Genomic DNA, 12,489 nt, shown 5'->3' on the forward strand with positions numbered 1-12,489 from the left:
CCTCCGGGTGGCCTTAAACTTTTTTGTGTTTTAAGGAAGATGCCCGGACTACCAGGTCTGAGTGAATCACAATTTGCCGGGCGGGCTCTGAATGACTCTTGTCCCTGATCTGCCCGATCAGCGTCCGCGCGGCGATCTCGCCCATCTCCACGCCGGGATAATTGATCGTGGTGAGCGACGGCTCTACCAAATGCGCAATCGCATCATTGTTGAAACCTACCACGGCCACGTCTTCCGGAACCCGGACGGATTGCTGCTTCAGCGTCCTGATGAACGATGCTGCTACAAAATCATTGGTGATAAAAGCGCCGTCGGGCGGCTCGGGTAATTGCAGCAGTCGCTGGGCCGCATCAATACCGGCCTGCTCGGAAAGGTTGTCTACTATCAATAACTGATCATCGGGCGACAGGCCTTTGGCCCTGAGTGCATCCTGGTAACCCCGGTGGCGCTCGGCATAGACATTGCGTTGCAGGCTGGACGTCACATGCGCAATGCGCCGGCAGCCCTGGCCGATGAGGTGTTGCGTGGCTTCGTAGCCGGATTGATAATTGTCGATGATCACGACCGTGTGATCTTCATTGGCTTCCACGCGGTCGAAGAACACGACGGGAACGCCTTTATCGCGGAACGGCAGAAAATGATCGTACTGGCGGGTGTCGAAGGATAAGGAAGCGATCAACCCGTCAACTCTTTTGTTGAACAGGTTCCTGGCGTTGGCCACTTCTTTCTCGTAGCTTTCGGCGGAATGGGCAATGATCAGATCGTACCCCGCTTCGGTGGTGATCTTTTCCACGCCGAGCAGTACGGAATTGGCGAAGTTGCTGTTGAGCTCGTGGATCATAAAGCCGATGGTCCGCGTTTCCTGCGTGCGCAGGTTGCGCGCAAAATGGTTGGTGCGGTAACCCATCTTTTCGGCAAGATCGAAGATCTTTTTGCGAGTTTTTTCGCTGACGAGCGGATTATTTTTTAGGGCGCGGCTGACGGTGGCGACAGAGATATTGAGCTCCCTGGCGAGGTCGTAAATCGTTACTTCTTTTCCTTGTTTCACGGAGGTGATGTAATTTTTGTCTAAAGTAACGAATTTCTTCCCGTCCCCCGCCAGAATGCGCGCCTGTATCCAGTCGGGCAGGCCGTGGCACCAGAAGATAATGATCGGTGGTTTCCCTTATTTTCCGTAAAGGGTTAGTAGGATCCACGGATCGGAAAGCGGTCAGACGGAGACCGTCAGACCGGGTCGCGAAATTTCTACAATATAAAAATGTTTGGCGGCGGTTCCCTCCTCTCCCTTTGGAGAGGGGGTTAGGGGGTGAGGTGGAGATTCCTCTCCCGTCCGGGCAGGCGCTCGGAACGACGGTGTCTGGGGCAGACAAATCAAACGAGATTCCTCGACTTCGCTCGGAACGACGAATACAAAAAATATTTACGAATCCCTTAGTTGCCGCTCGAGCAACGCCTTCCATTCCTGGTAGAGCGCTTCATACTGGTCGATATGCGCTGGCTCGCGGTAGCCGATCCGCTGCCGCTGTTCAAAAGCTTCGGACGCCTGCCTGAAGTAGCCCACGCCAATACCCGCGCCCAGTGCGCCTCCCACACTCCCGTCTGCATCGTAAAGCTCAACGGGCACCTGGGTAGCATTGACAAAAGCTTCGCTGAACAGGTCGCTCAGGAACATATTGGCCTTACCCGCCCGGATGACGGCGGGCTCCATCCCATTGCTGCGCATGATGTCGAGACCATAGCGAAAGGCAAAGGCGATTCCCTCCTGTGCAGCCCGGATCACGTGGGCATCGCGGTGTTGGTTGAGGTCGATCTGATGCAGATGAGCACCCACTATTTTATTGTTCAACATACGTTCTGCGCCGTTACCGAAGGGCAATACGCGCAGTCCTTCACTGCCTGTGGGAACAGTGGCGGCCAGTTGATTGAGTTGCGGATAATCGTGCTGACCGGTGAGGTTTTTGACCCACTTGTTGAGGATCCCGGTGCCGTTGATACAAAGCAGCACGCCGATGCGCGTCTGTTCCCCGTTATGATTGACATGAGCAAAACTGTTGACCCGGCTTTGCGGATCATAGGTAAGCGTATCGCTGACGCCATAGATCACCCCGGAAGTGCCGGCTGTGGCGGCTACTTCTCCCGGTTGTAGCACGTTGAGAGAAAGTGCGTTGTTGGGCTGATCACCGGCTTTGTAGGTCACGGGAATGCCGGGTGTAAGCCCCAGTTCTGCTGCCACGGATGCGGATAGTTGCCCGTGCGCTGAAAATACATCGCGTATCTCCGGAATGATGCTGCGATCGAAACCGAAATAATTCATCACCTGCTCTGACAATTGCTGCCGCGTGAAATCCCAGAAAATACCCTCTGATAAAGCGGAAGGCGTTGTGGTAGCAGTGCCCGTAAGCTGGTAAGCGATAAAGTCGCCGGGTAACATGATCTGCCCGATCCGCTCAAACAGTTCCGGCTCGTTGTCTTTGACCCAGGCCAGCTTGGCGGCCGTGAAGTTGCCGGGCGCATTCAACAAATGTTGCAGGCAATACTCGTTGCCGAGTGCATCGGTTGCCCGGTCTCCGTAAGGCACGGCGCGGCTGTCGCACCATATGATGCCGGGGCGCAGCACCTCCCCTGCGGCATCCAGCACCACGAGGCCATGCATCTGGTAAGAAATGCCAATGGCCCCAATATCTTTTTTGTCAAATGCTCCGCTGTGCGTCACCTTGCGGATCGCCTGCTTTACGTCACTCCACCATTGTTGAGGTGACTGCTCTGCCCAGCCGGGCTGCAAGGACAGGATATCGCGTTCAGCATCGGGGAACTGTGCTGTGGCAAATGTTTGCCGCGTTGCCCCGTCTACGACCGCAACCTTTATGGATGAAGTGCCTACATCAATGCCGAGTAGTAACATGGATGATGAATAAGTAACGAAATGTTGAGTTGGAAGTAGTCGATGGACCATAGACCGTGGCCATCGACTAACACGCTAAATAAATCGATTGATGATATTCTCCAGGTACTCCTGTCTGCCGCTGGTGACGGCGGGTTCGCCGGAGGCTACCGCGAGGTCGCGCAGCGCTTCGAGTGACAGCTCCCCTTCTTCAAAAGCCTTTCCATTGCCGCTGTCAAACGAGCGGTATCGATCGGAGCGTAATTGCTTGAAATCGGATTTAGCCAGGATCGCATCGGCCGTGACGAGCGCTCTGGCAAAAGTGTCCATGCCGCCGATATGCGCGTAGAACAAATCCGCCGGATCAGTGGAAGAGCGCCGGATCTTGGCGTCGAAGTTGATGCCTCCCCCCTGCAACCCTCCTGCCTGCAGGAAGATGAGCATGGCTTCGGTGAGCTCGTTGATATTATTGGGGAACTGATCGGTATCCCAGCCGTTCTGGTAGTCGCCGCGGTTGGCATCTAACGAGCCGAGCACACCTGCATCGGCAGCCACCTGGAGTTCGTGTTGAAAAGTATGTCCGGCCAGCGTCGCGTGGTTCACTTCTATATTGATCTTGAAATCGTCGAGCAGGTCCCACTGGCGCAGGAAGCCGATAACGGTTTCACAGTCGAAATCATACTGATGTTTGGTCGGTTCCATCGGTTTGGGTTCGATCAGGAACGTGCCTTTGAAACCATTCTTACGCGCATAGTCTTTGGCCGTATGCAGGAAGCGCGCGAGGTGTTCTTTTTCCCGCTTCATGTCGGTATTGAGCAGGGTCATGTAGCCTTCTCTCCCACCCCAGAAAACATATCCTTCGCCGCCCAGTTGGATGGTTGCGTCGATAGCGCCTTTGACCTGTGCCGCCGCGTGGGTCAGCACCTGGAAATCCGGGTTGGTGGCCGCGCCGTTCATGTAGCGCGGGTTGGAAAACACATTGGCAGTGCCCCAAAGGAGCCTGACGCCGCTGGCTTCCTGCTTCTGGCGGGCATAATCTACCAACGCCTGTAACCGCTGCTCGTTTTCCCGCACATCGCTGCCGAAGTCAACCAGGTCCACATCATGAAAACAGTAAAAAGGCAGGCCGAGCTTGGTGATAAATTCGAAAGCCGCATCCATCTTGTCTTTGCCGCGGGTTACCGGATCGCTTTGATGATTCCAGGGGAATACATGCGTGCCGGGACCAAACGGGTCGTTACCATCATTGCAGAAGGAATGCCAGTAGGCACAGGCAAACCTGAAATGATCTTTGAGCGTTTTGCCCGCTACCACGCGGTTTTCATCGTACCAGCGAAAGGCCAGCGGGTTGTCGCTTTCAGGGCCTTCATACGGTATGGGGCCAATTCCTTTGAAATATTCTGTTTGTCCTGATATTACCTTCATAATGATGAATTATACGTTTTAATAAGTAGATTTTGAGTATGGGCTTTTATCGAGCTTGCCTGAATTTATAATCACATAGATTCCCGAAATGGCAGCATACACCCTCATCCTTTCCATTTTTAATGAAAGCAAGAAAACGCCATTACTACCCCGCGAAATGCTAAATAGGGTCCTATGTTTTTGAATTAAATATAAGCAACCTTATCGTTAGAAAAAGCTGGAATGCAATATTAATGAATTATTGTAATCGGTTGCATTTTTAATTGTTTTATTTTGTTTGGTCTTGTTTTCTCAAAAAGACAGGGCCGTCTGTACCACATAAAAAAAGCCGCTCCATGCGGAGCGGCTATAATATCAATAATTGATTTTTTATCTCAACTTGCTGAAGGTATCATCCCATTTTTTCTCGAGAGCCGCAAATTTATCGCGGTCAGCGCCTTTGGCATCTTCGATCTTGATGGAATAATATTCGGCCAGGTTACCAGCGATGGCGCGGTAACTACGCTTTTGGTTGGCATCCAGGTTCGGCATTTTGGCGAACATGTCAGCTGCCTTTTCGTAGTTGTTCTTAGCCAGTTCGTAAGTATCGATATAGGCCTTTTTAGCGTCCGCATATTTTTGCTTATCTGCAGCGGTTGCTTTAGCACCTTTCTTAGTTACGTCGGTTTCTGCAGCAATCATATCATCTCTTAATTTTTCAGATTTCAGCAGGTAATGGTCGCCCATCAACAGGTAAGGCTGCATTTCTTCTGGCTTTAAGGAAGATGCTTTGTTCAACGCGGCCAGCATTTTAGTTTCTAATTCTGCTGCGTTACCCGGCATTACAGCACCCGCTTTCCTGGAATCCAGGGTATCGTAGATGATCTCGGCCAAAGTGATATTGGCTTTGTAATCTTCCGGATTGGCTGCTACGTGCTTCTCGAGGCTCGCTAAGCGCTCGGTGAAGTTGGAGCTGCTTCCTACCGCAAAATCCAGCATGGAATACGTGAAGAATTCACTTTGCGGATATAACTCTTTACCTAAAGCTTTATATTTTTCGAAGTTGGCATTATCGCTTTTCGTAGCGTAGTAACGCACAAGACCCTGGTATACGCTTTCGTAAGAAGCGTCATTGTAATTTTTGATCTTAGCGTCTGCTATACGGGTATAATACTTTAACGCATCATCGTCGTGCTTGGTATTTTCAGCCAACAAACCAGCGTAGTAAATAGCGGCAGTGTCCATTTGTTTGTTCATGATCTTTTTGCTGATCAATAACTCGGAATAGTCTACTGTCTTTTTGAATTTGTCGTAAGCTGTTTCGTATGCTTTGTTGTTGATGTCGTTGATACCCGCATTGAAGTAGGCGGCATACAGGTTGTACGGCGCATTTTTGTAAATAGGATCTTCGAGCAATTTCATATCCGGCTCCAGCTCTTTGTACTTAGCTAAAGCTGCATCAGCCTCTGCCCTGTTTTTTTCTGCTTCAGCTGCTTTGCTGCTGTCTACTGCCAGGCTCGCATATACTGCGGCTTTGAGAATATGGCCTTCCGGCTTGTTGAAAAACTTTTCGTTGGTGGAGTTCTTGTCAAACGACTCCTTTGCCTTATCTACCTGCCCTAAGGTTAAAGCGCCTTTAATATCATCATATTTCTGCGCAAAAACCCCCGTTGTAGAAAAGGCAGCAATTGTAGCAAGTAAAATCACTTTTTTCATGTATATATTTTTTTATTCTTTTTATTGCCTGCCCGGATGAACACCAGTCAGACGGGTTTTCTATTGATCACCTAAAATAGGCTGAAATAATCGTTTTATGCACGGGCAACCTTCCTGTCGCCATTTCATCCCTGAACGTTTTATTTTTCGAAGCAGGGTCAATGCGATCGGATGTTCTTGCACCACCACACAATGACTTGCTCTTCTGCGAAAGAAACGAAAACAGGACCATCGCGGTTGTCGGCTACGTATTTTTTATGTTTTTGTTGACAGTCGGCGGGTAAAGCTACCGTTATACCCTCTCATGTACCTATCTGTCTCTTTTACTGTACCATAAACGAAAATATGCCCCGCTTATTGTTTACGCCTCCGGCTCCGGTTCGCCGGGTTCTGCCTCCGGACTTTCAGGAGCTGCTGCTTCCGGTTGATCATCCGGTGCGGGCGTATCGCCGTTTTCGTCGGCCGGCAGGTCTTCATCTTCCAATTCCTGCTCATCGACCGTAGTGATGGCAGCGATCTCATCCCCGTCGTCGACCCGGATCAGCTTCACGCCTTGTGTAGCACGTCCTAATTCGCTAATTCCAGCCACCGGCATGCGAATCGTGATACCACTGCGGCAAGTAATCAGCAGGTCTTCATTCTCCGACACGTCTAACAGCCCCACTAATTTACCGGTTTTTTCGGTCACATTCAGCGTTTTCACACCTTTTCCTCCCCTGTTGGTAAAACGGTACTCGTCTACCGCTGTCCGCTTTCCGTATCCCTTCTCGCTGACAACCAGTACTCCCGGCGTATTTTCCGCGTTTGTTGGTACACAAATCATGCCTATTACTTCGTCATTTTCATCGTCTACTTCGATGCCGGCTACGCCGATAGCACCCCGTCCGGTGGACCGTACTTTCTCTTCTGAGAACCGGATCGCACGGCCGCTTTTCACAGCCATCATCACATCGCAGGTGCCATCAGTGAGTTTGGCTTCGAGCAGCTGGTCGCCTTCGACAATGGTAATCGCATTGACACCGGTCTGGCGGGGTCTGCTGAAGTCGCTCAGGCTCGTCTTCTTGATGATGCCTTTCTTGGTACACAACAGGATATTGTGTGCCTTTACGAATTCTTCATCCTTCAAATCTTTGATATCGATGATCGCGCGGATCTTATCATCCGGCGGCAATTGCATCAGGTTTTGTATCGCACGACCCTTACCGGTTTTCTCCCCTTCGGGAATTTCATACACATTGAGCCAGTAGCACCTTCCCTTTTCGGTGAAGAATAATAGCGTGTGGTGGGTAGAAGCGACGAATAAATGTTCGATATAATCCTCTTCCCTGGTTTTACCGCCGCGCACGCCACGTCCGCCGCGCTTTTGTGCGCGATATTCATCTGCGGAGGTCCGCTTGATATAACCCAGATGAGAAATGGTGATCACCACATCTTCTTCCTTGATCAGGTCCTTGATGCTTACTTCGTCGTTGAGGTAAGTGATCTCGGTGCGGCGCTCGTCTCCAAATTTTTGTTTGATCTCGAGCAGCTCTGTTTTGATGATGTCGAAACGCATGCTGGCGTTGGACAGGATCTCTTTGAGGTGCGCGATCAGTTTCATCAGGGATTCATACTCTTCCTTGATCTTATCGCGCTCCATGCCGGTGAGGCGTTGCAGGCGCAATTCCAGTATCGCTTTGGCCTGGATCTCATCGAGTCCCCAGCCTGCATTGATCAGGTTGTCTTTGGCTACTTCAGGAGTGGCAGAACTTCTGATCAGGCGGATCACTTCGTCGAGGTGATCCAGTGCGATCAGGTATCCCTGTAAGATATGCGCGCGTTTTTCGGCTTCTTTTAATTCATATTGTGTGCGGCGTACCACCACTTCATGCCTGAATTCTACGAACTCGGCGATCATGTCTTTAACGCTCAGCACGCGGGGACGACCCTTTACAATCGCCACATTGTTGATACCGAAAGAGGTCTGCAGATCCGTATGCTTGTAGAGCTGGTTGATCACCACGTTGGCGATTGCTTCGCGTTTCAGATCGAGCACCACCCGGGTACCGTCTTTATTGGATTCGTTGTTGACATGGACGATTCCTTCGATAACCTTATTGTTCACCAGTTCGCCAATGCGGTTGGTAAGCGCATCACGGTTCACCTGGTAAGGTACTTCTGTGATCACGATCTGTTCGCGGCCACTGGGTTTGGTATCGACCTGTACCCTGCCGCGTACTACGACCCTGCCGCGGCCGGTGTGCATACCGGCTTTGATGCCTTCCATACCGTAGATGATACCGCCGGTAGGGAAATCGGGCGCTTTGACATGCTGCATCAGTTCATCGATCGTGATGTCGTTGTTGTCAATATAGGCTACGCAGCCATCGATCACTTCGCTCAGGTTGTGGGGCATGATGCTGGTAGCCATACCCACGGCAATACCGCTGGATCCGTTAACCATGAGGCTGGGAATACGGGTCGGAAGGATGGTTGGCTCTTTTTCAGAGTCATCAAAGTTTAGCTGGAAATCGACCGTGTCTTTTTCAATATCGTCGAGCATGTGCTCGGCGAGCTTTTCGAGCCGCACCTCGGTGTAACGCATGGCCGCCGGTCCGTCACCATCCTGGTTCCCGAAGTTACCCTGGCCGTCGACCATCGTGTAGCGCATGCTCCATTCCTGGGCCATACGCACCATGGCATCGTATACCGAGCTGTCACCGTGCGGGTGGTACTTACCTAATACTTCCCCTACCACACGGGCTGATTTTTTGTAGGATTTGTTGGCATTTAATCCCAACTCATTCATCGCGTATAAGATCCTGCGATGTACCGGTTTGAGACCATCCCGTACATCCGGTAAGGCACGACCTACGATCACACTCATCGAGTAATCGATGTAGGCCGTTTTCATTTGCTCTTCTATGTTTACGGGAATAATCCGGTTATTATCCTGCGTTTCCTGTGGCTCCTGATTCTCTTCCATCTAATTAGTTCTAATCTTTAAGAAATTACAATAAAAATGGCGTTAACAACGCTCGCAAATTTACTCTTTTTAGCGCTGAAAACCGCTTATTGGATGAGGATTTTTCACCAGTTTATGCACCAAAACAAGACTTCAGAAAACCATGCAAACATGACCGGCGACTTGCCGGACCGATCTTGTAAAATGTGAAAGATAATGCTGCTAATTGACGGATGTTTTTTTGATATACAGAAGGACTGATCTGACCGTCCCGGTCTGATCAACAAATAGAACGCTCTGGCGGGGTGGGTACTTTGATCCGTCGTACGAGGGGCGTCCTTGCCTTTTGGCCTTATGGTTTCGTGACCGTAAAGGTGGATTCAGCCGTTACAAACAGAAGGATTGATCTGACCGTCCCGGTCTGATCAACCAGGCTGTGTGAAGCGTCCCCTTGTACGACCATGGTATTGCCTCCGGGCGACATAAATCACGGGTCGATTCTTCTATTTTACATCGTTACAAGCGAAAGTACTGATCAAGACCAGGTCGTCAGGTCAATCAGTGCCTGGGCGGCTTAATCCATAAAAAAAGCCGCTCCGGTATCGAAGCGGCTTGTATATTTTCTTTTTCGGAATTATTTAAGCTTGAAAGCTTTTTTAACTTTCGCTACGTGATCTAATTTTTCCCAGGTAAACAGCTCTACTTTCTTGGTCACCTTCTTTCCATCAGGAGACATGAATACTTTCTCGATGGTTTGAGGTTCCCGGCCCATGTGGCCATAGGCAGCCGTTTCGCTATAGATGGGGTTGCGCAATTTTAATCTTTGCTCGATGAAGTAAGGACGCATATCAAAGATATTCTCCACGATATTGCTGATCTCACCATCGGTCAGCTCCACTTTCGCTGTGCCGTAAGTGTTGACGTTGATGCTGGTGGGTTTGGCTACGCCGATGGCGTAAGATACCTGCACCAATACTTCGTCGCACAGACCGGCGGCTACCAGGTTTTTAGCGATATGGCGTGTTGCATAGGCTCCGCTCCTGTCCACTTTGCTGGGATCTTTACCGCTGAACGCACCGCCACCGTGCGCACCTTTACCTCCGTAAGTATCTACGATGATCTTGCGGCCTGTCAGACCGGTATCTCCGTGTGGCCCGCCAATAACAAACTTGCCGGTCGGGTTGATATGATATTTGATTTGGCTATTGAACAGGCCTTTGTATTGAGGATATTTTTTGATCACCCGTGGAATGAGGATGTTCTTGACATCTTCGCTGATCTTTACCAGCATGCGCTCTTCGGTATCAAAGTCGTCATGTTGGGTTGAAATCACGATAGCGTCAATTCGTACGGGTTTGTTATTGTCGTCATATTCCAGGGTTACCTGGCTTTTAGAATCGGGACGCAGGTATTTGATCTGCTTGTTCTCTTTTCTAAGTCCGGCCAATTCGATCAGCAAGGTATGGGACAGGTCCAACGCCAGCGGCATGTAGTTGGCTGTTTCGTTGGTGGCATAGCCAAACATCATTCCCTGGTCACCGGCGCCCTGCTCTTCTTTCTTCTTCCTGTCAACCCCCTGGTTGATATCGGAAGACTGTTCGTGGATCGCAGACAACACACCACAGGAATTGGCTTCGAACATGTATTCGCTTTTAGTATAGCCAATCCTGGCGATCACTTTACGCGCAATATCCTGAACATCCAGATACGCCTTTGACTTTACTTCTCCGGCCAACACTACCTGGCCGGTGGTTACCAGCGTTTCGCAGGCCACTTTTGATTGGGGATCAAAAGCCAGAAAATTATCAATCAGCGCGTCAGAAATCTGATCGGCTACTTTATCGGGGTGCCCTTCGGAAACACTTTCGGAAGTAAATAAGTAAGGCATGTGGGAGTAATGGGTTTATAGTCTATAAAATAAATCGGGTGCAAATATAGTGTCTGCACCCGTTTAAATAAAAAATTATAGTAAGAACGTTACTTGAGTTTCGAGTAAACGATCCTGAGCTTCATTCTCTGCGTCGGATGATTTCCTCCTCCGATGCGGGTGCGGCCAATACCGGCATAACCATAGAAACCCGACTGCGGTATCCGGAATCCAGCGTCAAGGACAGGTGTCTGGTCTCCCAGCTTCAACATGGTCGCCGCCGGCGCGTACAGCCGCATCATGTAATAAGGTACTTTGTCGGCCACCAGGTGCTGTACATAGCGGGTCAGATTGAAGCGCCATTGACGCACCCTGTTGCCATAAGGATCATTTTTATTAAAAAACGTTTGGATCGATGAGGTAGTGCTATAAAAGCTTTCATATCCTGTCAGTACATAACCGCCACTCTGGCCTTGCGAAACTCCAAACACGGAAGGCACTAATTTAAAGCGTCCTGCGGTAGAATCATAAACATCCAGGAACACATTCGGCGGTGCGTAAAATAAGGAATCGGACACGTCGTAAATACTTTCCATCTGAAGCTCGGCGAGATGCACGATGCTGTTGGGGAAATTGGGTAGTTGCGGGATCTTTACATTGGCGTAAGTACCGGGCGAGTTTTGAATATATACCACCTCATCCTGCATCTGATCATTGGCACCTGACGTCACTTGCGTGCCGCTGTAGTCCCGGTTGATATAGTTGGCACTTGCATTGCCCTGGTAGAAGGCAAGCGTGGCAACCGCTGTATCGATATCTGTCGAAGTAGTCGTGTTATTGTAACGATAGTAGACCGCTAGCCGGGTGTTAGATGAAGTCAGGTTCATCAACATGAGCGCGTTGCCCCCACCTACAGACTGCAACGCGAAGCCTTTGAATTTGGTACGGAACAAGGAATCTGAACTGTAAGCGTCATTGGCGCCGGTTGAATCGTAAGCCAGCAATCGCTGGCCAAAACTATTGTCCAGTTTGATGCGCAACTGATTCGCCACTTTGCCGGTATCAGGATAGTTGGGCTGATTCACCACTAAAATAGAATCGCTTAACGTTCTCGGAACAAAGGTCTTACTTCCTAAAATAGTGGAGGCGCTAAACTGACTGGTGGTCTTGTAGACGGAGTCCGCGCGAAATTCTGAAGATGCATCGATCTCAGATACCTGGATCGTCTGCGGGGTCAGGCTATCACCATAAGTATCGATATGATCAATCACCAGCACCACAGAATCCAGATACAAAGATCCGGGGCGGTTCTTGAACGGAAACACGCCACCGTTGGAAACCTGGAAGTAAATGCGGGCGTCGGTTTTTCCAAATACAGGGTCATTACTTATTGTACCCAGCAATTTGGGAAATGATGGATAGGCTCTGAAAGAATCAGCTTCTGCTGAGAAAATACCATTGTAAGTTTCTACAGTCAGTGTAGTATCAAACGTATTGATATTGTCCACCGGAGGGATCAGATCGGTACCCAGCTCCGTTGGAAGATTAATCTTGTTACAGGAAAAAAGAACAGCAATAGCGGAAACCCCTACCGCGAGCATCAATACTAAATGTTTCTTCACACAAATGATTTTGAAAGAGTTGATCCCGGTCGCTACCGGGAGGTAAGTTTTGCCA

7 protein-coding genes are annotated in these 12,489 nt (G+C 49.9%); all 7 read right to left on the minus strand.

What is annotated here, in order from left to right; all coding sequences use genetic code 11:
* Positions 1-13: 13 nt before the first annotated feature.
* Positions 14-1,048 (minus strand): LacI family DNA-binding transcriptional regulator, encoded by a 1,035-nt coding sequence (locus ACU37H_RS00825; protein WP_472702454.1) that lies wholly within the window; start codon positions 1,046-1,048, stop codon positions 14-16.
* A gap of 372 nt (positions 1,049-1,420) precedes the next feature.
* Positions 1,421-2,902, minus strand: a complete 1,482-nt coding sequence (locus ACU37H_RS00830; RefSeq protein ID WP_472702455.1) for a xylulokinase — start codon at positions 2,900-2,902, stop codon at positions 1,421-1,423.
* 75 nt (positions 2,903-2,977) lie between these two features.
* Complete coding sequence (xylA, locus tag ACU37H_RS00835; RefSeq protein ID WP_472702456.1) at positions 2,978-4,306, minus strand: xylose isomerase; 1,329 nt, start codon at positions 4,304-4,306, stop codon at positions 2,978-2,980.
* Between the two features lie 369 nt (positions 4,307-4,675).
* The gene (locus ACU37H_RS00840) at positions 4,676-6,001 is read right to left on the minus strand and encodes a hypothetical protein (RefSeq protein WP_472702457.1); all 1,326 of its coding nucleotides are present in this window, start codon (positions 5,999-6,001) and stop codon (positions 4,676-4,678) included.
* 361 nt (positions 6,002-6,362) lie between these two features.
* Positions 6,363-8,966: a DNA gyrase subunit A gene (gyrA, locus tag ACU37H_RS00845; protein WP_472702458.1), complete on the minus strand. Its 2,604-nt coding sequence runs from the start codon at positions 8,964-8,966 to the stop codon at positions 6,363-6,365.
* 613 nt (positions 8,967-9,579) lie between these two features.
* Positions 9,580-10,833 (minus strand): methionine adenosyltransferase, encoded by a 1,254-nt coding sequence (metK, locus tag ACU37H_RS00850; RefSeq protein WP_472702459.1) that lies wholly within the window; start codon positions 10,831-10,833, stop codon positions 9,580-9,582.
* Between the two features lie 89 nt (positions 10,834-10,922).
* Positions 10,923-12,434 carry a DUF4270 family protein gene (locus ACU37H_RS00855; protein ID WP_472702460.1) on the minus strand — a complete coding sequence of 504 codons (1,512 nt, stop codon included), beginning with the start codon at positions 12,432-12,434 and terminating at the stop codon, positions 10,923-10,925.
* Positions 12,435-12,489: the final 55 nt, after the last annotated feature.

The organism is Niabella sp. ZPM-14 (genome assembly GCF_055693045.2).

Coding starts and splice junctions, on each gene's coding strand:
- ACU37H_RS00830 (WP_472702455.1), bottom strand. CDS start 2,902: ATGTTACTACTCGGCATTGATGTAGGCACTTCATCCATAAAGGTTGCG.
- xylA (WP_472702456.1), bottom strand. CDS start 4,306: ATGAAGGTAATATCAGGACAAACAGAATATTTCAAAGGAATTGGCCCC.
- gyrA (WP_472702458.1), bottom strand. CDS start 8,966: ATGGAAGAGAATCAGGAGCCACAGGAAACGCAGGATAATAACCGGATT.
- ACU37H_RS00840 (WP_472702457.1), bottom strand. CDS start 6,001: ATGAAAAAAGTGATTTTACTTGCTACAATTGCTGCCTTTTCTACAACG.
- metK (WP_472702459.1), bottom strand. CDS start 10,833: ATGCCTTACTTATTTACTTCCGAAAGTGTTTCCGAAGGGCACCCCGAT.